This is a genomic window from Streptomyces tyrfis (genome assembly GCF_037034285.1).
Lineage (GTDB): Bacteria > Actinomycetota > Actinomycetes > Streptomycetales > Streptomycetaceae > Streptomyces.
On the sequence record NZ_JBAGJZ010000011.1, the window covers coordinates 155,987 to 180,250 of the forward strand.

Sequence of the window (24,264 nt, forward strand, 5' to 3'; positions counted from 1 at the left end):
CCGGCGCGGCGTGCGGGGCGGTGTCGAGCGGACTCCGGTGAGCGGTGGTCCGCTTGACACCGCCCCTTTTCCGGCCCAGTCTTTCACTACTTGCTTAGTGAAAGGGGGAAAGTATGGCAGGGCCCGCGGCGATCCAGTACCGCATCGACCGGCGGAGCGGCGTCGCCACGTACCTCCAGATCGTCCAGCAGACCAAACAGGCCCTCCGGCTCGGCCTGCTGGAGCCCGGCGACCGGCTGCCCGCCGCGCGGGAGGTCGTGGAGGCCACCGCCATCAACCCGAACACCGTGCTCAAGGCGTACCGAGAGCTGGAGCGCGAGGGCCTCGCCGAGGGCCGACGCGGCCTCGGCACCTTCGTCACGCGGACGCTCGGCGGCGCGGCGGCCGCCGACGACGGCCCGCTGCGCGCCGAACTCGCCGAGTGGGCCCGGCGGGCCCGCGCGGCCGGTCTGGAGAAGGACGACGTGAGCGCGCTCTTCACCGCCGTACTGGACAGGACTTTCGAGGGGGATCAGCCCGGATGACCCGGATGACAGGCGCCACGACGAGGACAGGCGTCGCGACGGCGGACGCCACGACGGCGGGCACCGCGATCGAGGCCGTCGGCCTCGGGATGAAGTACCGGAACAGGAGAGGCGGGGGCTGGGCGCTGCGCGACTGCTCGTTCCGGCTGCCGGCCGGGCGGGTGTGCGCCCTGGTCGGGCCCAACGGCGCGGGGAAGTCCACCCTGCTCGCCCTGGCCGCGGGCTTTCTGCGGCCCGCCGAGGGGACGGTACGGGTGCTGGGCGCGCCGCCCGGCGAGGCGCGGTCGCGGGTGGCGTTCGTGGCCCAGGACAAGCCGCTGTACCCGCAGTTGACGGTCGCCGCGACGCTCTGGGCGGGCGCCGAGCTCAACCCGGGCACCTGGGACCAGGACACCGCCGAGCGGATCGCCGGGGACCTCCCGCGCGACGCCGTGGTCCGTACCCTCTCCGGCGGCCAGCGCACCCGGCTCGCGCTGGCCCTCGCCCTCGGCAAGCGGCCCGAACTGCTCCTGCTGGACGAGCCGATGGCCGACCTCGACCCTCTCGCCCGCCACCGGCTGATGGGCGCGCTGATGGCGGAGGCCGCCGAGCACGCCACCACCATCGTGATGTCCTCGCACATCCTCGGCGAGCTGGAGAACGCCTGCGACTACCTGCTGCTGGTCGACGGCGGCCGGGTCCGCCTGGGCGGCGAGACGGACGACCTCCTCGCCGCGCACGCCGTGCTCACCGGCCCGGCGCGGGACACCGCCCCGCACACCGTCGTCGAGTCCCGCACGACCGGGCGGGTGCGGACCGCGCTGGTCCGCAGGCGGGGCCCGGTGGACGCGGACGTCTGGGAGGCGGCGGAACCCTCGCTGGAGGAGCTGCTGCTGGCCCACCTGCGGTCGCCGGAGGCGCCCGCCCTGCTGACGCCGAGCGCCGCGGCCGGGACCGGCGAGGGGGTGGCGGCGTGAGCGCGCTCTCCCTGCCGGGCCCGGCCCGGGTCGTGATCCGCCAGCACCGGTGGCCCCTGTGGGGCGCCGGCGTCCTCGCGCTCGCGGGAATCGCCGCGCTGGCCGGTTTCCTCCTGTGGCCGGACTCCGCCGCCGGCGCGTTCGCGGACTCCGGCTGCTCGGTCGAGCACACGGTCCGGGGCTGCGGTGACATCGTCCGCGACTTCCTCGACTCCGAGTACCGGATTCATCAGGCCGTCGGCCGCGCGGCCGCGGTGATGACGGTCCTGCCCGCGTTCGTCGGCCTGTTCGTCGCCGGTCCGGTGATCGGCCGTGAGCTGGAGAGCGGCACGTACAAGCTGGCGTGGACCCAGTCCGTCTCACCGGCGCGCTGGCTCGCCGCCAAGCTCGCGGTGCCCGCCGTACTGACCCTGGTCGGAGTCGGTGTGCTGTCGGCGGTCTGCTCCTGGGCCCGGTCACGGACCGACCGGACGCACTACCCGGTCGACTGGGACGACCGCATGGCGTACGGCTCGATGGGCACGGTCCCGGTCGGCTACGCCCTGTGCATGCTGGCCCTGGGCGCGCTCGCCGGGCTGGTGCTGCGGCGCACCGTGGCCGCGATGGTCACGACCGTGATCGGCTACGGCGTGCTGGCGGCGGCCCTGAACACCGTGCGCGACGGTCTGTGGCCCACCGCGCACAGCACGTACGCCCCGGAGAGCACGCCCGAACTGCCCGGCGGGGCCTCCTCCGTCGCGTCGGGCTGGCTGACCGCCGACGGCGCGCGGCTGCCCTGGAGCACCTGCCCGAGAGGGGGCGCCGGCCTCGAACAGTGCCTGGCCGACGAGCACATCGTCCGGGGCTACGTCGACTACCACCCCGCCTCGCACTTCTGGCCGCTCCAGCTCGTCGAGACCGGCATCCTGCTCGCCCTGGCCGGGCTCGCCGTGCTCCTCGCCTTCCGGGTGCTGCGCCGCCGGCACGGCTGAACGGCCCCGCCGCCCCCGGTCCGTACGGGCCCGCACGGCACACCGCTTCCTGCACGTCATGTCGCCGTTACCGAGCATTCAGAAGGGCTTGCCACCCTCGCAGAATGCAGCCAGCTGTGCCGACCCCTCGCGGCGGGAGAGATCCCGACGGCGGAGACCACGCGAACCGCGGAGCCCACCCGAACCGCGCGGCCCGCCGGGGACCCGGCGACCGCGCGGACCGTACGGCCCCCGACGAGCGCGCCGAGCGGGCCGGGGGCGCGGACCCCGGCGACCGCGCGGGCCGCGTGTTCCCCGTGGTCTCCGCGTCCTCCGGCGCGCCCTCGAAGCCCCGGACGCGGAAGAATGGGTCCATGAGGCAGCAGTCCAGCTCCGAGGTCCCTGTCCGGTCCGCCGTTCAGCCGTCGGTCGGCTCGCTCGCCGCGCACCGGCCGCGTGCCGTCGCCGCCCCCGCACGAGGCGGCGCGGCGCTGTCGACCGCCGCGGACCTCGATCCCGACATCGACGGCGACGTCGACGCGTACGAACCCGACGTCGACGGCGACGAGCTGCCCCGCGACCGCTTCCTGGACCGGGAACGCAGCTGGCTCGCGTTCAACGAGCGGGTGCTCGAACTGGCCGAGGACCCGGCGACCCCCCTCCTCGAACGGGCTAATTTCCTGGCGATCTTCGCCTCGAACCTGGACGAGTTCTTCATGGTCCGGGTGGCCGGGCTGAAGCGCCGGATCGCCACCGGCGTCGCCACCCGCTCCGCCTCCGGGCTCCAGCCCCGCGAGGTCCTCGACCTGATCTGGACCCGCTCGCGCGAGCTCATGGCCCGGCACGCCGCCTGCTACCAGCAGGACATCTCCCCCGCCCTGTCCGACGAGGGCATCCAGCTGATCCGCTGGCCGGAGCTGACCGAGAAGGAGCAGGCCCGCCTGTTCACCTTCTTCCGGCAGCGCGTCTTCCCCGTGCTGACGCCGCTGGCCGTCGACCCCGCGCACCCCTTCCCGTACATCTCCGGGCTCTCGCTCAACCTGGCCGTCGTGGTGCGCAACCCGGTCAGCGGCCACCGCCACTTCGCCCGGGTCAAGGTGCCGCCGCTGCTGACCCGCTTCCTGGAGGCCTCGCCGCAGCGGTACGTGCCCATAGAGGACGTCATCGCCGCCCACCTCGAAGAGCTCTTCCCGGGCATGGAAGTCCTGGCGCACCACATGTTCCGGGTCACCCGGAACGAGGACCTGGAGGTCGAGGAGGACGACGCCGAGAACCTCCTCAAGGCCCTGGAGAAGGAGCTCATGCGGCGCCGCTTCGGCCCGCCGGTCCGCCTGGAGGTCGAGGAGTCCATCGACCCGTACGTGCTGGACCTGCTGGTGCGCGAGCTGAAGGTGTCCGACGCCGAGGTCTACCCGCTGCCCGGGCCGCTCGACCTGACCGGGCTCTTCGGCATAGCGTCCCTGGACCGGCCCGAGCTGAAGTACCCGAAGTTCATCGCGGGCACCCACCGCGACCTGGCCGAGGTGGAGTCCGCCTCCGCGCCCGACGTCTTCGCCGCGCTGCGCGAACGCGACGTGCTGCTGCACCACCCGTACGACTCGTTCTCCACCTCCGTGCAGGCGTTCCTGGAGCAGGCCGCCGCCGACCCCGACGTCCTCGCCATCAAGCAGACGCTCTACCGGACCTCGGGCGACTCGCCGATAGTCGACGCGCTGATCGACGCCGCCGAGTCCGGCAAGCAGGTCCTGGTGCTCGTCGAGATCAAGGCCCGCTTCGACGAGCAGGCCAACATCAAGTGGGCGCGCAAGCTGGAGGAGGCGGGCTGCCACGTCGTCTACGGGCTCGTCGGCCTCAAGACCCACTGCAAGCTCTCGCTCGTCGTCCGCCAGGAGGGCGACACACTGCGCCGCTACGCGCACGTCGGCACCGGCAACTACCACCCCAAGACGGCCAGGCTGTACGAGGACATCGGGCTGCTGACCGCCGACCCGCAGGTCGGGGCGGACCTCTCCGACCTGTTCAACCGGCTGTCCGGCTACTCCCGCCGGGAGACCTACCGCCGACTGCTGGTCGCCCCGCGCTCCCTGCGCGACGGACTGATCGCCCGGATCGACAAGGAGATCACCCACCAACGGGCCGGGCGGTCCGCCTACGTCCGCATCAAGGTCAACTCCATGGTCGACGAGGCGGTCGTCGACGCCTGCTACCGGGCCGCGATGGCGGGCGTGCCGGTGGACGTCTGGGTACGCGGCATCTGCGCCCTGCGCCCCGGGGTCCCCGGGCTCTCCGAGAACATCCGGGTCCGCTCGGTGCTGGGCCGCTTCCTGGAACACTCCCGGATCTTCGCGTTCGGCAACGGCGGCGAACCCGAAGTATGGTTCGGCAGCGCCGACATGATGCACCGGAACCTCGACCGCCGGATCGAGGCACTGGTCCGGGTCACCGACCCCGCCCACCGTGCCGCGCTCAACCGGCTCCTGGAGACCGGCATGGCCGACACCACCTCCTCCTGGCATCTGGGTCCGGACGGGAACTGGACCCGCCACGCCATGGACGGGGACGGCCAACCGCTGCGGCACGTACAGGAAATGCTCATTGACGCCCGGAGGCGCCGGCGTGCGACGCCATGAACAGCAGACGACGACGCAGGCGGACCTCACGGCGGGCGCGGTCCTCGCGCCCTACCTCCAGGAGCGGGCCGCCGAATTCCTCCGCAGCCTGCGCCTGCACCGCGAGCACAGCGCGTCCTCGGACGCCGGGACCCGCGGCGCCGACGAGGCGGCGGCCGCGCTCCGCCGCTCCTCCCGCCGGATCGGCGGCACCCTGCACACCTTCCGCACCGTGCTGGACCCGGCCTGGGCCGAACAGCTCCGGGCCGAACTCGCCTGGCTGTCCGGCACCCTGGCCCGGGAGCACGCCTACGCGACCCGGCTGAATCGCCTCCTCGAAGCGCTGCACAGCCTGTCCGGCGGCGCCCTGCCGACCGCCCGCCAGGCCCCGGGGGCCGGCCCGGACGACAAGGACCGCGCCGCCCTCGGCGTCGGCGCGGCCCGCGCCGGGGCCCTGCTGGAGCGGCAGCTGACCCTGGCCCGGACCCGCGCCCACTCCGCCGCGCTCCAGGCGCTCGGCTCCTCCCGCTTCCACGCGGTGGCCGACGCGGTGGCGCTGCTGGCGTCCGAGGTGCCGCTGGCCGCGTCGGCGACCGCCCCAGCCGAGGAGATGCTGGGCGCCCCCGCCGAACGGGCCGAGCAGCAGCTGCTGGGCGCGGTGGCGGCGCTGCCGCCCGACGGGGCGGCGAAACCGTACAACGAGGCGCAGGACGCGCCCTGGCACCGGACCCGGCTGCTGCTGCGGCTGCACCGGTACGCCCACGAGGTGGTGCGGGGCGCCCCGGACCCGGTCCTGGCCGCGGCGGGGCGCGCGCTCGACCTGCACCGGGACGCGGCGGAGGCGGCCGCGGCGGCGGCGTCGGCGGCCCGCACCCCGCGGATCGCGCCCGCGACCGCGTACGCCCTGGGGGTGCTGCACGCGGACCAGCGGCACGAGGCGGGGGCGGCGCGCGGCATGTTCCGGGCGAGCTGGCCGTACGCGACGGCGGCGGTGAGCGCGCCGTGAGCCGGCCGCCCGCGCCCGGCGGCGCGAGGAGGCCCGCCAAGGGACGCGACGCCGCCCGGGACCGCGACGCCGGGGACGCGCCGGACCGGGCCGGGAAGCCCGCGGCCGGGCCGGTGCTCGCCGCGGGGTGTGTGCTGTGGCGGCGCGCGGAGCGCTCCGGCGAGCTGGAGGTCTGCCTGGTCCACCGGCCCCGCTACGACGACTGGTCGCATCCGAAGGGCAAGCTGAAGCGCCGCGAGTCGGCGCGGGACGCCGCCCTGCGCGAGGTCCTGGAGGAGACCGGGCACCGCTGCGCGCTGGGCGCCGCCCTGCCCACCGTCCGGTACGCCGTGAACGGGCGGCCCAAGGAGGTCGCCTACTGGGCGGCCGAGGCCACCGGCGGCGCGTTCACACCCTGCGCCGAGGTCGACCGGGTGAGCTGGCTCGCCCCGGCGGCGGCCCGGGAGCGCCTCACCCGGGACCACGACCGGGATGTGCTCGACGCCTGGCTGGCGGGCCTGCCGGACGCCTGAGCCCGCGCGCCCGGCGCCCGGCCGGGCACGTACCCCGCCTTGTGCGCCCGGCGCCCGGCCCGGTCCGTACCCCGCCGCGTGCGCCCGGCGCGCGGCCGGGTCCGTACGCCCGCGTGCCCCGGCGCGCGAACGGGTCCGTGCCCCCGCGCGGCGGCCGGGGCTGTGCGGAACCGCTCGGAACCGCTCGGAACGGCCCGGAACCGCACCGTTCGACACGGTTCACCTCCCGTTCACCAACCCCCGTCAACCGCTTCACCTGTCCTGCTTAACTTCGGCGGTGCACGGTGCACGGCGCAATGCCGCGGCACCCACCACATCGCGCGCCGTCGTAGAACAACAAAGGCATCGGCGGCTCCTGGAAGGAACACCCGAAAAGTGAAGCTTCAGCGCAAGAACCGGCTTCGTGCCACCGCGCTCGGTGCCCTCGCCGTCTCCGGCGCCCTGGTCCTCACGGCGTGCGGTTCGGACGACAACAGCAACGGGTCCACCGGTGGCGGCGGCAAGACGAGCGCCGCGTCGGACATCAAGTGCGACGACGCCAAGGGCCAGCTGCTCGCCTCCGGCTCCAGCGCGCAGAAGAACGCCATGGACCTGTGGGCCAAGAACTACATGGCCGGCTGCTCGGGCGTCGAGATCAACTACAAGTCGTCCTCCTCCGGCGAAGGCATCATCGCCTTCAACCAGGGCACGGTCGGCTTCGCCGGTTCCGACTCCGCGCTGAAGCCCGAAGAGGTCGCCGAGTCGAAGAAGATCTGCAAGGGCGGCCAGGGCATCAACCTGCCCATGGTCGGCGGCCCGATCGCCATCGGCTTCCACCTGGAGGGCGTCGACAGCCTGACGCTGGACGCCCCCACCCTCGCCAAGATCTTCGACACGAAGATCAAGAAGTGGAACGACCCGGCGATCGCCAAGCTCAACAGCGGCGTCACGCTCCCGGACAAGGCGATCCAGCCCTTCCACCGCTCCGAGGACTCCGGCACCACGCAGAACCTCGGCAAGTACCTGGGCGCCGCCGCGCCGAGCGACTGGAAGTACGAGGCCGAGAAGAAGTGGCCGGCCCCGGGCGGCCAGGCCGCGTCCGGCTCCTCCGGCGTCGCCTCCCAGGTGAAGGCCGTCGACGGCTCGATCGGCTACTTCGAGCTCAGCTACGCCACCGCCCAGTCGATCCCCACCGTGGACATCGCCACCGGCGCCGCCGCCCCGGTCAAGGCCACCCCGGAGAACGCCTCCAAGGCCATCGCCGCCGCCAAGATCAAGGGCACCGGCAAGGACCTGGCGCTCGACCTCGACTACACGACCAAGGCCGACGGCGCCTACCCGATCGTCCTGGTCACCTACGAGGTCGTCTGCGACAAGGGCAACAAGTCCGAGACCCTGCCGACGGTCAAGTCCTTCCTGAACTACACCGCCGGTGACGAGGGCCAGAAGCTCCTCACCGAGGCCGGCTACGCGCCGATCCCCGCCGAGATCAACGCCAAGGTCCGCGAGACCATCGCCTCCCTCTCGTAACCGGGACGCGGGCCGGTCGTCACGGCCCGCCGCCGCGGTGCTCACGGAGCCGGGGGACACGGGCCCCGGAGCACCGCGCGACACCGGGGACGAGAGCAGAAGAAGCGACACCAGCGACAACCGGCGGGCCGGTCCGGCGCACCCCTCCGGACCGGCCCGCCACCGCCCATCCGGTGCACCGCCGCCAGGGGAGCCACTCCGCTCCCCCACACAGACCGGAAAGACCATGGCTTCCACCACACCGATAGACACGCCGCCGGCCCCACCGGCGGCACCCGGTCGCCGCGCCCCCAGTACCGGGCGCGCGGGCGACAAGATCTTCCTGGGGCTCTCCCGGGGCTCGGGCATCCTGCTGCTTGTGATCATGGCGTCGATCGCCGTGTTCCTCACCTACCGCGCCACGCTCGCCGTCTCCAAGGACGAGGGCAACTTCTTCACCGCCTTCGACTGGAACCCGGCCGGCGACCCGCCGGTCTTCGGCATCGCGGTCCTCCTCTTCGGCACGATCGCCAGCTCGATCGTCGCGATGGTCATCGCCGTCCCGGTCGCCGTCGGCATCGCCCTCTTCATCTCGCACTACGCGCCGCGCAGGCTGGCCGCGCCCCTCGGCTACGTCATCGACCTGCTCGCCGCCGTGCCGAGCATCGTGTACGGCATCTGGGGCGCCCTCTTCCTCGTCCCGTACCTGGAGGGCCTCAACCTCTGGCTCGACGAGTTCTTCGGCTGGACGTACGTCTTCGACAAGACCGAGGTCGGCGTCGCCCGCTCGCTCTTCACCGTCGGCATCCTGCTCGCGATCATGATCCTGCCGATCGTGACCAGCGTCAGCCGCGAAGTGTTCCTCCAGGTCCCGCGGATGAACGAGGAAGCCGCCCTCGCCCTCGGCGCCACCCGCTGGGAGGTCATCCGCCTCTCCGTGCTCCCCTTCGGCCGCTCCGGCGTGATCTCCGCGTCGATGCTGGGCCTGGGCCGCGCGCTCGGCGAGACGATGGCCGTCGCCACGGTGCTGTCCCCGAGCTTCGTCATCTCCGGGCACCTGCTCAATCCGGGCGGCGGAACGTTCGCCCAGAACATCGCGGCGAAGTTCGACGAGGCCGACCAGTTCGGGCGGGACGCCCTGATCGCCTCCGGCCTCGTCCTCTTCGTCCTCACCCTGCTGGTCAACGGCGCGGCCCGGCTCATCATCGCCCGCCGCAAGGAGTACTCGGGGGCCAACGCATGAGCCAGGCAGCCAACACCGGCGTCCAGGAGATCCCCGCCCCCGCCGCGGCCGCGCCCCGCAGCACCCTCGGCAAGCGCGCGCTGCCCCGCTGGGCTCCGCTCGGCTTCGCGGCCGTCGCGCTCGTGCTGGGCATCGGCACCGGCGCCTTCGCCGGCTGGCAGAGCCGCACCCAGTGGGGACTGTTCTCCGCCCTCCTCTTCGTCGTCATCTCGTACGTCACGACCTCGGTCGTCGAGAACCGGCGCCAGGCCAAGGACCGGCTCGCCACCAGCGTCGTCTGGGTGTGCTTCCTGCTGGCCGTCGCGCCTCTCGCCTCCCTGCTGTGGACGACGGTCAGCCGGGGCGCCGAGCGCCTCGACGGGTACTTCCTGAGCCACTCGATGGCCGGGGTGCTCGGCTCCGAGGCCACCGGCGGCGTCTACCACGCGCTGATCGGCACGCTGGAGCAGGTCGGCCTCGCGACCCTCATCGCCGCCCCCATCGGCATGCTGACCGCCGTCTACCTGGTCGAGTACGGCCGGGGCGCGCTGGCCAAGGCCGTGACCTTCTTCGTCGACGTCATGACGGGCATCCCGTCGATCGTCGCCGGTCTCTTCATCCTCTCGATCATGCTGATGACGAAGACCGACCCGTCCGGTCTGATGGGCGCGCTGGCGCTCACGATCCTGATGATCCCGGTCGTGGTCCGCTCCACCGAGGAGATGCTCAAGCTCGTCCCGAACGAGCTCCGCGAGGCGTCGCTGGCCCTCGGCGTCCCGAAGTGGCGCACGATCCTGAAGGTCGTCCTCCCGACCGCGCTCGGCGGCATCACCACTGGTGTGATGCTCGCGATCGCCCGTATCGCCGGTGAGACCGCGCCGATCATGCTGCTCGTCTTCGGCAGCCAGCTGATCAACACCAACCCCTTCGAAGGCGCCCAGTCCTCGCTCCCCTTCTACATCTGGGAGCAGTACAGGGTCGGCACCGAGCAGTCGTACGACCGCGCCTGGGCGGCCGCCCTCGTGCTGATCGCCTTCGTCATGATCCTCAACCTCGTGGCCCGCGGCATCGCCCGCTGGAAGGCCCCGAAGCACTGACACGTGCGGCTCGCGCCGCGTGACCGGCCGCCGGACGCGGCCACAGAAAGAAGCAGTGATTCAGATGGCCAAGCGCATCGACGTCAGCGGCCTGTCCGCCTACTACGGCTCCCACCTCGCCATCGAGGACATCTCGATGACCGTGGAGCCCCGCTCCGTGACCGCCTTCATCGGCCCGTCCGGCTGCGGCAAGTCCACCTTCCTGCGCACCCTCAACCGCATGCACGAGGTCACCCCGGGTGGCCGCGTCGAGGGCAAGGTGCTGCTGGACGACGAGAACCTGTACGGGCCGAACGTCGACCCGGTCACCGTGCGCCGCACGGTCGGCATGGTCTTCCAGCGCCCCAACCCGTTCCCGACCATGTCGATCTTCGACAACGTCGCGGCGGGCCTGAGGCTCAACGGCTCCTACAAGAAGAGCGAGCTCTCCGACATCGTCGAGAAGTCGCTGCGGGGCGCCAACCTCTGGAACGAGGTCAAGGACCGGCTGAACAAGCCCGGCTCCGGCCTCTCCGGCGGTCAGCAGCAGCGTCTGTGCATCGCCCGCGCGATCGCGGTCGAGCCGGAGGTGCTGCTGATGGACGAGCCGTGCTCCGCCCTGGACCCGATCTCCACCCTCGCCGTCGAGGACCTGATCGGCGAGCTGAAGGAACGCTTCACGATCGTCATCGTGACGCACAACATGCAGCAGGCGGCCCGCGTCTCGGACCGCACGGCGTTCTTCAACCTCGCCGGGGTCGGCAAGCCCGGCAAGCTGATCGAGATCGACGACACCGCGCGGATCTTCTCCAACCCGTCCGTCCAGGCCACCGAGGACTACATCTCGGGCCGGTTCGGATGACCCGGTCCCGGACGGCCCGGTTCGTATGACGCGGACCGGTCGACCCGGACCGGAGGGCCCGGAGGCGGCGGCGCGGACACGCGCCGCCGGCCCCTTTGGCCCCCATGGATGGCCTTTGGGTGCTGCATGGCGGTGCCACCCGTAAGGCAGAAGGGTCCGCCCCGCTCCCCGTCAGGGGAAGCGGGGCGGACCCGACTTCACACCGATGCGGGCCTGCGGCCGCACAGCCGCCCGCCCGTCAGCCCGTCAGCCGAAGATCAGCAGGACGACTCCGTAGCTGGCGGCGGCGACCACCGCCGCGGCCGGCATCGTGATGAACCAGCCGAGGATGATGTTCTTGGCGACGCCCCAGCGGACCGCGTTCACCCGCTTCGTGGCGCCCACGCCCATGATCGCGGAGGTGATCACATGGGTGGTGGAGATCGGCGCGTGGAACAGGAACGCGGAGCCGAACATGATCGACGCACCGGTCGTCTCCGCCGCGAACCCCTGCGGCGGGTCCAGCTCGATGATCTTGCGGCCGAGCGTGCGCATGATGCGCCAGCCGCCCGCGTACGTGCCCAGCGACAGCATCAGCGCGCAGACCAGCTTCACCCAGACCGGAATCGGGTCCTGCGGGCTCTCGACATCCGCGATGACCAGGGCCATCACGACGACGCCCATGGTCTTCTGCGCGTCCTGGAGGCCGTGGCCCAGCGCCATGCCCGCCGCCGAGACCGTCTGCGCTATCCGGAAACCGCGCTTGGCCCGGTGCGGATTGGCCTTCCGGAACAGCCACATGATCACGACCATCACCAGATAGCCGACGATCAGCCCGATGACCGGCGAGAGGAACATCGGGATGACGATCTTGTCCATCACCCCGTCCCAGTGCACCACCGTCCCACCGGCCAGCGCGGCGCCGACCATGCCGCCGAACAGCGCGTGCGAGGACGAGGACGGCAGCCCGAAATACCAGGTGACGAGATTCCAGATGATCGCCCCGACGAGCGCGGCGAAGAGGATTCCCATCCCCTTGTGCCCCTCGGGAGTCGCGATCAGGCCCTCGCTGACGGTCTTGGCGACGCCGCTGCCGAGAAAAGCGCCCGCGAGATTCATCACAGCGGCCATCGCCAGCGCCGCGCGCGGAGTGAGCGCCCGGGTGGAGACGGAGGTGGCGATGGCATTCGCCGAGTCGTGGAAGCCGTTCGTATAGGTGAAGCCGAGCGCGACCCCGATGGTCACGACCAGCGCAAAGGTGTCCACGAGGTTCAGGACTCCTTGACCGCGATGGTCTCCACCGTATTGGCGACGTGCTCGAACGCGTCGGCCGCCTCTTCCAGCACGTCCACGATCTGCTTGAGCTTCAGCACCTCGATGGCGTCGTACTTGCCGTTGAAGAGATGGGCGAGCAGTTTGCGGTGGATCTGGTCGGCCTGGTTCTCCAGACGGTTGACCTCGATCCAGTACTCGGTGAGATTGTCCATGGTCCGCAGGCCGGGCATCGCCTCGGCGGTCAGCTCGGCGGCCCGGGCCAGCACCTCGATCTGCTGCGCGATCCCCTTGGGGAGTTCCTCGATCTGGTACAGCACGACCAGGTCGACGGCCTCCTCCATGAAGTCCATGATGTCGTCGAGCGAGGACGCGAGGTTGTAGATGTCCTCACGGTCGAAAGGCGTGATGAAAGAGGAGTTCAGCTGGTGGAAGATCGCGTGGGTGGCGTCGTCCCCCGCGTGCTCCGCTGCCCGCATGCGCTCCGCGATCTCGGCTCGGGAGGCAGAGTCCGCCCCGAGCAGTTCCATCAGGAGTTTCGAGCCCGTGACGATGTTGTCCGCGGAAGCGGAGAACATGTCGTAGAAGCTCGTCTCCCTGGGGGTCAGACGAAAGCGCACGTGGGGTCCTCGGGGTGCTGGATTCGGTCAGGCTGATGCTAGGCGCATCATCCGGCCACGGCGAACCGGCGTTCTTCAGTGTCGCGCATGGGGCGGGGAGATCAGCACGGGCCCCCGGTCACGTTTCGGCAGAATTCGTTATCATATACCCGCCAGGGGTATATGGACGGCAGCAAGCAGGGAATACGGGAGGCAGCCATGACCACCACCGAGGCCACCGACGCCGGCATGACGCCCGGCACCGGTGCCGCCGCCGTCACCGAAGCCACCGCCGGCGCGGGCGAGGCGGCGGCCCCGGTCGTCACCGACCACGACCGGGGCATACACGGCTACCACCACCAGAAGGCCGAGCACCTCAAGCGGCTGCGCCGGATCGAGGGCCAGATCCGCGGCCTCCAGCGCATGGTCGACGAGGACGTCTACTGCATCGACATACTCACCCAGGTCTCCGCGTCCACGAAGGCACTCCAGTCCTTCGCGCTCCAGCTGCTGGAGGAGCATCTGCGGCACTGCGTCGCGGACGCCGCGCTCAAGGGCGGCGACGAGGTGGACGCCAAGGTCGAGGAGGCCACCAAGGCCATCGCCCGCCTGCTCCGCACCTGACCGGCCGCGCCGCACCCGGCCGACACGGCCCGCGCCCGCCGCACGCCCGGCGGACCGCTTCCGCACCCGGCCCGGCCGGTGCGACCCGGCCCCGCCCGTTCCGCGCCCGGCCGCCGGGGCCCGGCCCCGGCCGGTCAGCCCAGGCGGTCGCCGGGCCGGGGAACGGCGGTCCGCTCGGCGGCCGCCCCCACGTTCAGCACCTCGTCGATCCGGTCGGCGCTGAGCCGTTCCCCGATCGCGGCCGACGCGGCGATCATCAGCTCGCCGCAGAGGTCGATCTCGGCGAGGGCCACACGGTCGGATTCGGTCCGTGTGCCGAGCATCACCACGTCACTCACCTCTCACTGCCATAGCCGGCCTCCCGCGCCTGGCCGAAAAGAATCGTCGGGCCGACGAACCTTTCCGGTCACCGCACCCAGCGTAGAGACCGCACCACGCGCCGCGCATGGCACGGACGGACCATTTCGCCCTCACCGACGGGCCTACGCCCGCGCCCGCCCTCCTCCGCCCGTCCGCACCCCGTCGGCCCGTGACTCGTCCGTCACACCCCGCCCCGTGTGCTCCATCACACCGCCCGCCGACGCGACCCGTTCCGTGTCCTTCGCCACACCCGGTCGCCCACCCCGGCCGCCGGACCCGTGCCGCCCACGCCGCCGCGCCCACCCGCGTCGGCGCGCCTCCCCCGCCGGCCCCCGGCCGCGGCTACCGCTGCTCGATCTTCCCGGTGTAGATGTCGCGGGCGTCCGGCAACCGCACCGAGACCGGCACCCCGAAGTCGGACAGCAGCATGGTCGACGTCACCTCCACCGGCGGCCCCTCATTGGCGAAACGGAACCGGTGACGCACCTTCCGCACCCGCCCCTGCTCGTCCAGATACACGTCGAACGGGACGGTCAGGGCGCGAAATCCTTTCGCCGCCGCGGCCAGCGCCTCGCGCGATCCCGGCGACGCCTCGCGGGCCGCCCGCCCGATGTCCGCGACCCCCCGGTAGTGCCGCACGCCGACCCCGGCGAGCACGGTCCGCTCCACATACGTCACCTCCCGCGCCCCACGCAGCAGTTCGGCCGCGACCATGGGGTCGGTCGCCCCGCCGGTGACCAGATTGCCGTCCGCGAGCGTCGTCGTGTCGACCCGCACCCACTTGTCGGCGGGCACTCCGGCACCGCGGTTCATCATGTAGAGCGCGCCCGGAACCAGCAGCTCGGTGATCGGGCGGTGCTTGTCCGCGCCGGCGGCGTCCTCGGGCAGCACGACCTTGAGCCGGCCCGCCCGCCCCCGGAAGTCGTACGTCCCCCGGCCCCTGATCGTCACCCGCGTCCCGCCCGCCGCGGTCTCCATCGACGTACGCACCCGGGCGCTCCCGGCGACGGGCCCGGCGCCGGCGCGGGCGGCGGCCCCGGTCATCGCCGCCGTCCCGGCGCCGGACACCGTGCCGTCCAGCACCTCGGCGGCGCGGCGGACCGCGTCGAGCGACTCGGCCCCGCCCCGCTCGTCGGCCACGGCGCTGTCACCGCCGCCCCCGCCGCCGCATCCGGCGGTCGCCGCCATCACGCCCGCCACGGCGAGGGCGCGGACAGCCCGCGCCCCGCCTCCGGAACTGTGCCGCTGCACCACCATCGCCTGCCAACCCCCAACGACGTACCGCTTCCCTGGCCCCCCGTCCGTTCCGGATAACGACCGCCCGTGTCCCCCGTCACGCCGTCGCGAATGCCGCACCGCCGAGTGGCGGCGCGGCGTACCGTGGACGGGTGTATGTCCCACACACCGCCGAGGTCCCGTCCGTCTCCCCCACGCCCGCGTCCTCCGGCCACGAGCCCACGACCGTGGAACGCGGCTCGTTCTGCATCGCCCGCTGCGCCTGCGGCTGGTCGGGACCGGCCCGCCGCTCCCGCGACCGGGCCCGGACGGACGCCGCCGAGCACCGCGCCTCGCCCTGACCTCCCCGCTCCGCACCACCCGGCCTCTCCCCCCCCACCGACCGGCCCGTGCGGGCCATGACCCGGAGGTCCGATGAACCCGCCGCTCCCGCCCGACCGGCGCACCCCCTCCGACCGGCACGCCCCGCCCCACCGGGACGACGCCGCCGCACGCCCCGGGTCCGCGCCGCGTGACGCGCCCCGGCGGCGCGCCGTGCTCGCCGCGACCGCCGCGGCGGCGCTGTCCGCCGTCACCGCGACCGCCTGCGACGCCCCCACCGGCGACGTCGACGACCCGGTGGGCGGTCCCGGCGGGTCCAACGTCTCCGGCGGACCCGACGCCTCGGGCGGCGCGGGCGGCGCCTCCTCCGCCGCGCCGGGCCCGTCCGCCCCGTCGCGGCCCGCCGGCCCGGCCGACTGGTCCGCCCTCGCCCGAAGCCTCGACGGCGGGCTCGTGCGCCCGGGGGACCGCGCGTATCAGACCGCCCGTCAGCTCTACAACACCCGCTTCGACGGGCTGAGTCCGGCCGCCGTCGCCTATGTGCGCCACGAGGCGGACGTCCGCGAGTGCCTGGCCTTCGCCCGCCGCACCGGCGTCCCGGTGTCCGTCCGCGGCGGCGGCCACTCCTACGCGGGCTGGTCCAGCGGCGACGGCCGACTCGTCGTCGACGTCTCCTCGCTGTCCCGGGTCGAGCGGAACGGCGCGATCGGCGCGGGCGCCCGGCTCCTCGACGTCTACCAGGGCCTGGCCCGGCACGGCCTGACGATCCCCGGCGGCTCCTGTCCCACGGTCGCCGTCGCGGGCCTCGCCCTGGGCGGCGGCCATGGCGTCGCCTCCCGCGCGTACGGCCTGACCTGTGACAACGTCACGGCGGCGACGATCGTCACGGCCGACGGCCGGACTCTCACCGCGGACGCCACCCACCACCCGGAGCTCTTCTGGGCCCTGCGCGGCGCGGGCAACGGCAACTTCGGCGTGGTCACCGGGCTGACGTTCCGCACCCGCCCCGCGCCTCCCTCCGTGACCGGCTATCTCTCCTGGCCCTGGTCGCGGGCGCGTTCCGTGGTCACGGCCTGGCAGGAGTGGGGGCCGTCGCAGCCCGACGAGATCTGGTCCTCGCTGCACCTGGCCGCCGGTCCGGGCGGCGTCCGCCCGACCGTCACGGTGGCCGCGTTCAGCCTCGGCACGTACGGCGACCTGCAGAACGCCGTGGACCGCCTCGCCGACCGGATCGGCGCCCCGGCCTCTTCGGTGTCGCTGCGCCGCCGCGGCTACGCGGAGGCAATGCTCGGGTACGCGGGCTGCGCGGGCCTCACCGACGCCCAGTGCCATCTGCCGGGCGGCACGCCCGGCCGCACCGAACAGGGTTCGCTGCGGCGGGAGACGTACGCCGCCGCGTCCGACTTCTTCGACCGCTCGCTCTCCCCGGCGGGCGTCGGCGCCCTGCTCGACCGGGCCGAGGCGTTCACCCGGGTCCCCCTGGCCCGGGGCGGCGCCGGCACCATCACGCTGACCGCGCTCGGCGGCGCGGTCAACCGGGTCTCCCCGGAGGCGACAGCGTTCGTCCACCGCCGTTCACGGATGCTGGCCCAGTACATCGGCGCCTGGGAGCACGGCACGGCCGGCGGCCCCCAGCAGGACTGGCTGAAAAACACCCACGCGGCGATGCGCCGGCACGCCTCCGGGGCCGCGTACCAGAACTATCCGGACCCGTCGCTGGGCGACTGGCGGCGGGCCTACTACGGCACGGCCGCCGACCGCCTGACTGCGTTGAAGCGGCGCTACGACCCCGAGCGCCTGTTCTCTTACCCGCAGGCCCTCTGACGGGCCGACGGGCGCGGCCGGGGGGTGCCGCCGCGCGCGCCGTCGTGTCCATGACGCGAGGTCAGGCGCCCGGCGTGCGGAGGAACGGGTCCTCCGGTCCTCCGCCGGCCCGGCGCGCCCCCGCCCTTCAGGGCCCGGCGGACGGCCTACGCCGCCAGGTCCTTCTCGCCGTCCGCGCAGACCGCCCCGGGGCGCGGCTCGGCGATCCCGATCGTCCCGGCCCGGCCGCCGGTCCGCACCGCCGACGGCAGGCGGCGCGAGCGCACCAGCGCGCCCAGCCGGTCCGAGCGGGAGACCGCCGCCGTCAACGGGGTCAGCAGCATCATCGCGAGCGGGGAGAGCAGCAGGGCGACCGCCGTGCCCAGCGCGAGTCCGCCGACGACGTCGGTCGGGTAGTGGACCCCCATGTAGACCCGGCAGAAGCCCTCCAGCACCGCCAGCCCGATCGCGACGACGCCGAACTTCCGGTTGGCCACGAACAGTCCGACCGCCAGGGCCATCGCCATCGTCGCGTGGTCGCTCACGAAGGAGAAGTCGTTCTTCCCGTCGGCCAGGACCTCCAGCCCCGCGTGCTCCCGGAACGGACGCTGCCGTTCCACGAAACCCCGGATCGGGATGTTGATGAGCAGCGCGATCCCGGCGGCCAGCGGCGCCCAGACGATCCCCGCGACCGCCGTCACCGCGTCGTCGGCCGTGCCGCGCCGACGCACGCTCCACCAGCACCACAGGACCACCAGGACCATGCCGAGCAGGATCCCGTACTCGCCGACGAACGTCATGACCCGGTCGAACCAGGCGGGCGCGGACTTCGCCAGTCCATTGATCTCGTAGAGCAGGCTGACGTCGGGGTTCGACCCATCCAGTGCGAGTCCAGCCATCTGCCGCGGCCCCTTGTCTTCTCTGCTGCCGCGGGGCACACCGGTGTGCCCCGCCCTGACGAACCCCCGTGTCGGTTCGGTCACTGCGTGGTCGCGCTGCCCGTGAGGGCCCGTACGGTCGGCGCCGTGTGGTCGGCGCGACGCCGTGCCGGTCCGACCGGCCCACCCGGTCCACCCAGGTCGCCCGGTCCACACAAGGAACGACGCGTTCCGTGCGTGCGTTCCACTCTCCACCGGATGATCACTACGACGTTATCGAAGAGTGACTCATCGTCGCAGCTCAGGGCCCAAGCTTTACGCAGAGTTCCGGCCACCGACGGCCACCGCGGGCCGTCCCGGGCCGCCGCCGGAGGGCCGCCCGGCGACCGCCCGCCCCGGGCCGCCGGCCCGGCCGCCGCGTCACCCCTCCGGGCGGTCGCCCGGAAGGTTCGTCGGCAGGGCCGCCGCCCCCTCCTTGGTCACGCGGGTGGCGCCGAAGTAGTCCGCGGTGTCGATCTTGTCGAACCGGATCACCGCCCCGGTGTACGGCGCGTTGATCATGTATCCCCCTCCCACGTAGAGACCCACGTGATGGATGGCCCGCGAGTTGTTCAGGTCGTCCGAGAAGAACACCAGGTCGCCGGGGAGCAGTTCGTCGCGCGAGGGGTGCGGGCCCGCGTTGTACTGGTCGTTCGCCACCCGGGGCAGGTCGACGCCCACCGTGCGGTACGCGGCCTGGGTCAGCCCCGAGCAGTCGAACCGCCCGTTCTGCTCCGGCGTGCCGTTGCCGCCCCAGAGGTAGGGCGTGCCGAGCTTCTTCTGCGCGAAGTAGATCGCCCCGGCCGCCTGCTCCGAGGGCCGCACCCGGCCCACCGGCCGGGCGAAGCTCTTCTCCAGCGAGCGGATGACGGTGACGTAGTTCCGCGTCTCCGCGATGTCCGGCACCCCGCCGGACCGGATCACCCGGTAGGCGCCGGCGTTGTACGCGGCGAGCATGTTGTCCGCCGGGTCCCCGGGCACCTTCTTCACGTACGAGGCCAGCTCGCAGTCGTACGAGGCGGCGGACGGAATCGCGTCCTCCGGGTTCCACACGTCCCGTTTGCCGTCGCCGTTGCCGTCGATGCCGTGCGTGGCCCAGGTGCCCGGGATGAACTGGGCGATCCCCTGGGCCGCGGCAGGGCTCTCGGCCCGGGGGTTCCAGCCGCTCTCCTGGTACAGCTGAGCGGCCAGCAGGGCCGGGTTGATGGCCGGGCAGAGGTTGCCCCACTTCTCCACCAGGGCCTGGTACTTCGCGGGCACCGAGCCCTTGGCCAGCCCGACCGACCCGCTTCTGCCGGAACTCGCGAGTCCGGCCGCCGCCGAGTACGTGCCGACGAAGAGCAGCGCCACGAAGCTCGCGGACACGCCGGCGCCGATGCCACCGATGACCCAGAATTTACGCACCCCTCAACCATCCCCCATCGAGGCGGATTTCATGGCCCGTTTCGCGGGTGTGTACGAATCATCCGGTTCACCGGGGTCGTTCACGGGCCGTCCCCGCGCACCGGACGGCGGGCGGGGCGCATCGGCCGGCCAGTGGGGCGCACTGACCGGCCGACGGGGCGCACGGCGTACTGATCCGAGGTCAGGACGCCCCGGCGGACCAGTGGTCCGAGCGCACATTGGGCCGCGGGAGCGGATACACCCCGTCGTACGCCGGTCCGTTCGGCTTCGACGCCGAGGCGCGGACCTTCGACTCCTTCACACAGGGGCTGTCCGCCTCGAAGAACACCTGGCCCTGGCCGCGCACGCTCACGCTGATCCCGAAGCCGTCCTTCGACTGCGCGTAGAGCGCCGGGAACGTCTCGTCGCTGTTCCTGCCCTTGATCCGGTAGCCGCTGTCCCGCCAGAACTTCTCGACCTGATCCAGGAAGTCCTTCCGGCGCTCCGCCGACACGATGGTCATCACGGTGCGCCTGCGGGTCACGTCGCAGCTGCCGGTGGTCGTCGGGCCATGCGCCCACTCGACCTCGGGGTCGATCTTCCGGAGCACGGCGTCGAGCATCTCGTCGGACCGTTCGGCCGCCTCTTGCATGTTCATGTCGTTCCTCTTGGCGCCCTGGCCGTCCTCGGCGCCCGCGCCGTTCTCGGTGTCCTTGGTGCTCGTCCCGCTCCCGCTGGAATTCGCCGGGGTCACGCCGCCCGACCGGGCGTGCTCGCTGCCGCAGCCCGACAGCGCGAAACCGACGACCAGCGCCACCGCGACGAACCGGAACCTTCGCTTCATCGCTGTTCCTCCATCTTGAGGCTGCCGGAGTGGCCCGACACGATCAGGGCGATGGCATCCGCCGACATGGCGTCCCGTACCGGGTCGAAGTAGTTGGAGTGGGCGTCGAAGCTCACCCCGCCGGTGCTGATGAACGGCTTCCCGGGCGCCACCGGGAACCGCGTGGCCCCGAACGCCTTGCTCGCCGGGTCCGTGCCGAACCAGAGCTGGTCGCCGTTCCGGTCGGCCACGTTGCCCCCGATGTAGGCGCCGAGGGGGCCGCCCAGGATCATCCCCACGGTACCCGCGACCACCTGGGACTTGGACGGGAGATGCGTGACCGGGTCGTTCTCGGCGGCACCGACGAAGACGTGCCCGGCGCCGACGCCCAGGTCCACGGCGCGGTCCACGCCGACCCCCGGGCTGCCGACCAGGATGATGTCGTCGACCCCGGGGATGCCGCCCGGGTGCTGGGTCGCGGCGCCCACGGCGCGCGAGCCGTAGGAGTGACCGATGGCGGTGATGTGCGGGTCCGCGTTCTGGTTGGTGGCCGAGATGCCCGCCATGAAGTCGTTGTACGCCGCGCCGCCCTTCTCCGCCCGGGCGGTGCCCGCGACGGCCAGGCTGCTCAGCCCGTCCGGCGACTGCGGGGCGTCGTAGCCGAGCCAGATGATCGCCGCGCTGGACGAGTCGTAGCCCTGGGCGCCGATCGCGGTGTCGCGGGCGCGCTTGAGGCCGGTCTTCGCGAAGTCCTCGTCCAGCGAGGTGTTCAGGCCCGGCACATAGGCCGACACGTTCTTGGACGTGTCCGGGTTCCCGTACGAGACGATGGCCCTCCCGTTGCCCTCGTCGCTGATGCCGAGCAGATACATCGGGGGCTGGCTGCCCTCGTTCAGCTGCCGCTGGATCTCCCGCAGACCGGCCAGCTGCTCCTTCGACTTGCGGTCGTTCTGCCCCTCCAGCTTCTTGATGAGCTCGGGAAGGTTCTTCCGGTTGGCCTTGTCCCGGTCCGCCGCCGGAATGCCGTCCAGATAGCCGATCTTGTCCGGGGAGAGGTCGAGGTACTGGTCGCGCTGCTGCTGCGTCAGCCCGTCCCACCAGGCCTTGCGGTCGGCCGCGGAGGCGTTGGACGGGATGCGGTCGTTGAGGTAGTCGCGGGTGGCGTCGCGCACCGCCTCCTCGACCCGGGTGCCGGAGCCGGGCAGTCCGGCGATCCCGTCGCCGCCTCCGCCGACCGCCTTGGCCATCTCCCAGGCGGCGGGGATGTACTTGCCCTTGTTCCACTTGTCGCTCGCGTCCCGGGCGGCCTGGCCGTACTGGTCGGCGATGCCCCGGACCGTGTCGCCGGGGCGGAAGACCGCGTCGACGACGCCGGAGACGTCGCCCCACAGGCCGTCGTCGCCGACCACACCGTCGAGGAAGCCCCCGCCGGAGGAGGACGGGGAGCCCGGCCCCCCTTCCGGTCTACCCGCGTCGACCGGCGAAGAGGAATCGCCGCCGGACGAGCCGCCGGAACCACCGGAGCCGGACGAGCCGCCGGAGCCGGAGGAACCGCCCGCGCCTTCGGACGAGCCGCCCGAACCGCCTGACGAGCCCGCGCCGTTGCCGCCGGAGGCGGCCGTACCGCCCGCGCCGTTGCCGCCGGTCGTGTCCGCGCCGCCGGTCCCGGCGCCGCCGGTCCCGGCGCCGCCGGTGACGGTCGCGCCGTCGGAGCCCGCGCCGCCGCTGCCGCCGCCGGTGGACGGGTTCGACCCCTTGCCGGCCTCCACATTGACGTCGGGCGGCGGGCAGGCGCTGCCGGTCAGCTGGCAGATGGCGTTCTGGAGCTGTCCGGTCAGCTGTCCGCCGATGCCCGTGGCCACGAGACCGCCGATGAGGGCGACGACCACGAGGATCATGCCCAGGTACTCCATGGCGGTCTGCCCGGCGTCGTCCCGACGCCACCTGAGCATCCGGGCGAAGCTGAACGGCCGCGGCTGGAGGCGCTGTTCGGGCCCCAGCCGGAACCAGACGCGCGCGCCGTGCCGGCACAGCAGGACGATCACGGCGACCGGCAGCACCAGCTGCGCGGGCCCCGGCCCGGCGACTCCGTCCTTCAGGGTGGCGACCGCGCCCAGCAGGAGCCAGATCTGCACGGCGAGAAGCCCACGCCAGATCCAGAGACCGCCCGTGCGCAGGTAGAGTGAGAGCACGAATCCCACTACGCCGGGCAGGGACGCGTACACGAGCATGCCCAGCAGCCGCCCGTTCACCGCGTCGACCGACGAGGCCACGACGAGCGCGTCGATCACGCCGATGACCGTGACCGCGAAGAGCAGCCGTACGAGAACCAGCACCGCCTGCAATGGGCGTGGCAACGCCTGTCTACCCGGAGGGACTTCGGCGGCACCGATGCCGGCGCCACCCGGTACCGCTAATTCTCGTATGCCAGACACGGCGAGTCTCCCGACCTTGTGAGTGGGCGCAGCGACAGTTCCCCCCGGTATCTGTATGCGACCACACCACTACGGGACCCGGCATGGGCCCCAGGACCCAATGCCGGGCTCAAGGGCCCAGGTGACGCCCCTGCCGTACCGTCACCGACTGGCCGGATACAGGTCATTGGGGGCGGCCCGGAGATCGGACGGCGTCAGGCGTCTCGGCCCGTCGGATATCTCGGCCCGCCAGGCGTCCCGGAGCGTCAGGTGACTTGGTGCCCGTCAGGTGACTTGGTGCCCGTCAGGTGTCTCGGGCCGTCGGGTGCCTTGGCGCCCATCAGGTGTCTCGGCCCGAAAGGTGTCTTGGCGTCGGGCTGACGGTCCGTTCTGATTCGTTCCGCTGGCTCCGCCGCTTCTACCGACCGGTCGGGTCCGCCGGTTCCGGGTCGGTGGCCAGCCGGGCGTGCAGGTGTTCGTCGTGGTACTTGCCGTCGCCGAAGCGGAAGGACTGGCGAAGGGTGCCCTCCGGCAGGTATCCGCTGCGGTGGGCGACACGGCAGGACGCCTCGTTCCCGACGGCGTGGGCCAGTTCGATCCGGCGGGCGGCGGCCGTCCTGAAGGCCCATTCGGTCACCGCCCGGGTCGCCCGGGTGGCCAGGCCCCGGCCACGGGCGTGCGGCAGCAGCCAGTAACCGGTCATCCCCAGGCCGTCCGCGCGGTCGGCCCAGCGCACGCCGACATTGCCGAGCAGGGTGCCGTCGGCGGCGGCCAGCACGGCGAAGGAGGCCGCGTCCCCGCGTTCCCAGGCGTCCATACGTCGTTCCAGCCAGGTCGCGGCCTGGGCGCGGTCGGTGGCCTTGAAGGGGTTCCACAAGGCGGTCAACGGATCGGTGGCGGCCGCCACCAGGCCGTCGAGCATCGCCTCCGCCTCGACGTCCCGCCGCTCCCAGGGGCGCAGCAGCACGTCGTCCAGATCGAGCGCGGCCCGGGCGAAGGCCCGGTTCCGCCCGGGGCCCTGGGCGTCGAACTGCGGCGGAAGGGCGGATGCGTGAGTACTCATGGCCGCCTTCCTACCCTGCCCATCAGCCTGCCGCCAGGCGGTTTGCCCCTGGCGGCCGACTGGCGGCCGACTCGTCGGAAGAGCTTGCACGCGCCGAAAGACAGGGATGCGAAGGGCAGGGATGCGAAGGACAGAAGCGCGGAGGGCAGGGAGCGAAGAACAGGGGCGCGGAGGACAGGGGCACGAGGACGCCGAGGACGGGGACACCGAGGACCGGGACGCCGAGGACCGGGACGCCGAGGACCGGGACGCCGAGGACCGGGAC

22 protein-coding genes are annotated in these 24,264 nt (G+C 72.7%); 13 read left to right on the plus strand and 9 right to left on the minus strand.

Going from position 1 to position 24,264, the window contains the following annotated elements:
• The first annotated feature begins 113 nt into the window (after nt 1-113).
• The 10 genes from WA762_RS11455 to pstB all read left to right on the plus strand — a co-directional run bounded on the left by WA762_RS11455 (nt 114) and on the right by pstB (nt 11,205).
• Nucleotides 114-524 carry a GntR family transcriptional regulator gene (locus tag WA762_RS11455; protein WP_335935381.1) on the plus strand — a complete coding sequence of 137 codons (411 nt, stop codon included), beginning with the start codon at nt 114-116 and terminating at the stop codon, nt 522-524.
• A 5-nt stretch (nt 525-529) separates the two neighbouring features.
• Nucleotides 530-1,480, plus strand: coding sequence for an ABC transporter ATP-binding protein (locus tag WA762_RS11460; protein WP_335935423.1), 951 nt, complete (start codon nt 530-532; stop codon nt 1,478-1,480).
• The gene (locus WA762_RS11465; RefSeq protein WP_335935383.1) at nt 1,477-2,451 is read left to right on the plus strand and encodes an ABC transporter permease subunit; all 975 of its coding nucleotides are present in this window, start codon (nt 1,477-1,479) and stop codon (nt 2,449-2,451) included. The genes WA762_RS11460 and WA762_RS11465 overlap by 4 nt, the downstream gene beginning before the upstream one ends.
• A gap of 353 nt (nt 2,452-2,804) precedes the next feature.
• The gene (locus WA762_RS11470; RefSeq protein ID WP_335935385.1) at nt 2,805-5,060 is read left to right on the plus strand and encodes an RNA degradosome polyphosphate kinase; all 2,256 of its coding nucleotides are present in this window, start codon (nt 2,805-2,807) and stop codon (nt 5,058-5,060) included.
• Nucleotides 5,047-6,045, plus strand: coding sequence for a CHAD domain-containing protein (locus WA762_RS11475; protein ID WP_335935387.1), 999 nt, complete (start codon nt 5,047-5,049; stop codon nt 6,043-6,045). The genes WA762_RS11470 and WA762_RS11475 overlap by 14 nt, the downstream gene beginning before the upstream one ends.
• A gap of 113 nt (nt 6,046-6,158) precedes the next feature.
• Nucleotides 6,159-6,557, plus strand: a complete 399-nt coding sequence (locus tag WA762_RS11480) for an NUDIX hydrolase (protein WP_335935424.1) — start codon at nt 6,159-6,161, stop codon at nt 6,555-6,557.
• 375 nt (nt 6,558-6,932) lie between these two features.
• Complete coding sequence (gene pstS, locus WA762_RS11485) at nt 6,933-8,066, plus strand: phosphate ABC transporter substrate-binding protein PstS (RefSeq protein ID WP_335935389.1); 1,134 nt, start codon at nt 6,933-6,935, stop codon at nt 8,064-8,066.
• Between the two features lie 226 nt (nt 8,067-8,292).
• Nucleotides 8,293-9,288 (plus strand): phosphate ABC transporter permease subunit PstC, encoded by a 996-nt coding sequence (gene pstC, locus WA762_RS11490; RefSeq protein ID WP_335935391.1) that lies wholly within the window; start codon nt 8,293-8,295, stop codon nt 9,286-9,288.
• Complete coding sequence (gene pstA, locus WA762_RS11495) at nt 9,285-10,364, plus strand: phosphate ABC transporter permease PstA (RefSeq protein ID WP_335935393.1); 1,080 nt, start codon at nt 9,285-9,287, stop codon at nt 10,362-10,364. Before pstC ends, pstA begins: the two co-directional genes overlap by 4 nt.
• Before the next feature lie 64 nt (nt 10,365-10,428).
• Nucleotides 10,429-11,205 (plus strand): phosphate ABC transporter ATP-binding protein PstB, encoded by a 777-nt coding sequence (pstB, locus tag WA762_RS11500; RefSeq protein WP_335935395.1) that lies wholly within the window; start codon nt 10,429-10,431, stop codon nt 11,203-11,205.
• 246 nt (nt 11,206-11,451) lie between these two features.
• Here the strand turns inward: pstB and WA762_RS11505 are convergent, their stop codons facing one another.
• On the minus strand, nt 11,452-12,450 hold the full coding sequence (locus WA762_RS11505) for an inorganic phosphate transporter (RefSeq protein WP_335935397.1): 999 nt from the start codon (nt 12,448-12,450) through the stop codon (nt 11,452-11,454).
• A gap of 5 nt (nt 12,451-12,455) precedes the next feature.
• Nucleotides 12,456-13,076, minus strand: a complete 621-nt coding sequence (locus tag WA762_RS11510; protein WP_335935399.1) for a DUF47 domain-containing protein — start codon at nt 13,074-13,076, stop codon at nt 12,456-12,458.
• Between the two features lie 198 nt (nt 13,077-13,274).
• Between WA762_RS11510 and WA762_RS11515 the strand changes: the two genes are divergently transcribed.
• The gene (locus WA762_RS11515) at nt 13,275-13,679 is read left to right on the plus strand and encodes a metal-sensitive transcriptional regulator (RefSeq protein ID WP_335935401.1); all 405 of its coding nucleotides are present in this window, start codon (nt 13,275-13,277) and stop codon (nt 13,677-13,679) included.
• A 134-nt stretch (nt 13,680-13,813) separates the two neighbouring features.
• On the opposite strand, the gene WA762_RS11520 is transcribed toward WA762_RS11515, so the two are convergent.
• Together WA762_RS11520 and WA762_RS11525 are read right to left on the minus strand one after the other, a co-directional pair.
• Nucleotides 13,814-14,002, minus strand: a complete 189-nt coding sequence (locus tag WA762_RS11520; RefSeq protein WP_335935425.1) for a hypothetical protein — start codon at nt 14,000-14,002, stop codon at nt 13,814-13,816.
• Nucleotides 14,003-14,381: 379 nt separating this feature from the next.
• Nucleotides 14,382-15,296, minus strand: coding sequence for an SCO4651 family lipoprotein (locus WA762_RS11525; RefSeq protein WP_335935403.1), 915 nt, complete (start codon nt 15,294-15,296; stop codon nt 14,382-14,384).
• Nucleotides 15,297-15,427: 131 nt separating this feature from the next.
• Between WA762_RS11525 and WA762_RS11530 the strand changes: the two genes are divergently transcribed.
• Together WA762_RS11530 and WA762_RS11535 are read left to right on the plus strand one after the other, a co-directional pair.
• Entirely contained in the window at nt 15,428-15,616 is a 189-nt protein-coding gene (locus WA762_RS11530) for a hypothetical protein (RefSeq protein WP_335935405.1), read from the plus strand.
• 73 nt (nt 15,617-15,689) lie between these two features.
• Nucleotides 15,690-17,420, plus strand: coding sequence for an FAD-binding oxidoreductase (locus tag WA762_RS11535; protein ID WP_335935406.1), 1,731 nt, complete (start codon nt 15,690-15,692; stop codon nt 17,418-17,420).
• Nucleotides 17,421-17,566: 146 nt separating this feature from the next.
• Here WA762_RS11535 and WA762_RS11540 read toward each other — a convergent pair whose 3' ends face one another.
• The 5 genes from WA762_RS11540 to WA762_RS11560 form a co-directional block, all read right to left on the minus strand.
• Nucleotides 17,567-18,298 carry a phosphatase PAP2 family protein gene (locus tag WA762_RS11540; protein WP_335935408.1) on the minus strand — a complete coding sequence of 244 codons (732 nt, stop codon included), beginning with the start codon at nt 18,296-18,298 and terminating at the stop codon, nt 17,567-17,569.
• Between the two features lie 399 nt (nt 18,299-18,697).
• Nucleotides 18,698-19,720: a C40 family peptidase gene (locus WA762_RS11545; RefSeq protein WP_335935410.1), complete on the minus strand. Its 1,023-nt coding sequence runs from the start codon at nt 19,718-19,720 to the stop codon at nt 18,698-18,700.
• Nucleotides 19,721-19,901: 181 nt separating this feature from the next.
• Nucleotides 19,902-20,543: a hypothetical protein gene (locus WA762_RS11550; RefSeq protein WP_335935411.1), complete on the minus strand. Its 642-nt coding sequence runs from the start codon at nt 20,541-20,543 to the stop codon at nt 19,902-19,904.
• A complete protein-coding gene (locus tag WA762_RS11555) occupies nt 20,540-22,858 on the minus strand; it encodes an alpha/beta hydrolase (protein WP_335935412.1) in 2,319 nt (772 codons plus the stop codon). Before WA762_RS11555 ends, WA762_RS11550 begins: the two co-directional genes overlap by 4 nt.
• A gap of 496 nt (nt 22,859-23,354) precedes the next feature.
• On the minus strand, nt 23,355-23,999 hold the full coding sequence (locus tag WA762_RS11560) for a GNAT family N-acetyltransferase (RefSeq protein WP_335935413.1): 645 nt from the start codon (nt 23,997-23,999) through the stop codon (nt 23,355-23,357).
• Nucleotides 24,000-24,264 lie beyond the last annotated feature (265 nt).

Excerpts from the sequence above, each read along its gene's own strand:
- WA762_RS11515 (WP_335935401.1), top strand. The coding sequence starts at position 13,275 with ATGACCACCACCGAGGCCACCGACGCCGGCATGACGCCCGGCACCGGT.
- WA762_RS11535 (WP_335935406.1), top strand. The coding sequence starts at position 15,690 with ATGAACCCGCCGCTCCCGCCCGACCGGCGCACCCCCTCCGACCGGCAC.
- pstB (WP_335935395.1), top strand. The coding sequence starts at position 10,429 with ATGGCCAAGCGCATCGACGTCAGCGGCCTGTCCGCCTACTACGGCTCC.
- WA762_RS11470 (WP_335935385.1), top strand. The coding sequence starts at position 2,805 with ATGAGGCAGCAGTCCAGCTCCGAGGTCCCTGTCCGGTCCGCCGTTCAG.
- WA762_RS11540 (WP_335935408.1), bottom strand. The coding sequence starts at position 18,298 with ATGGCTGGACTCGCACTGGATGGGTCGAACCCCGACGTCAGCCTGCTC.
- WA762_RS11550 (WP_335935411.1), bottom strand. The coding sequence starts at position 20,543 with ATGAAGCGAAGGTTCCGGTTCGTCGCGGTGGCGCTGGTCGTCGGTTTC.
- pstC (WP_335935391.1), top strand. The coding sequence starts at position 8,293 with ATGGCTTCCACCACACCGATAGACACGCCGCCGGCCCCACCGGCGGCA.
- WA762_RS11560 (WP_335935413.1), bottom strand. The coding sequence starts at position 23,999 with ATGAGTACTCACGCATCCGCCCTTCCGCCGCAGTTCGACGCCCAGGGC.
- WA762_RS11525 (WP_335935403.1), bottom strand. The coding sequence starts at position 15,296 with ATGGTGGTGCAGCGGCACAGTTCCGGAGGCGGGGCGCGGGCTGTCCGC.
- pstA (WP_335935393.1), top strand. The coding sequence starts at position 9,285 with ATGAGCCAGGCAGCCAACACCGGCGTCCAGGAGATCCCCGCCCCCGCC.
- WA762_RS11460 (WP_335935423.1), top strand. The coding sequence starts at position 530 with ATGACAGGCGCCACGACGAGGACAGGCGTCGCGACGGCGGACGCCACG.
- WA762_RS11455 (WP_335935381.1), top strand. The coding sequence starts at position 114 with ATGGCAGGGCCCGCGGCGATCCAGTACCGCATCGACCGGCGGAGCGGC.
- WA762_RS11520 (WP_335935425.1), bottom strand. The coding sequence starts at position 14,002 with ATGCTCGGCACACGGACCGAATCCGACCGTGTGGCCCTCGCCGAGATC.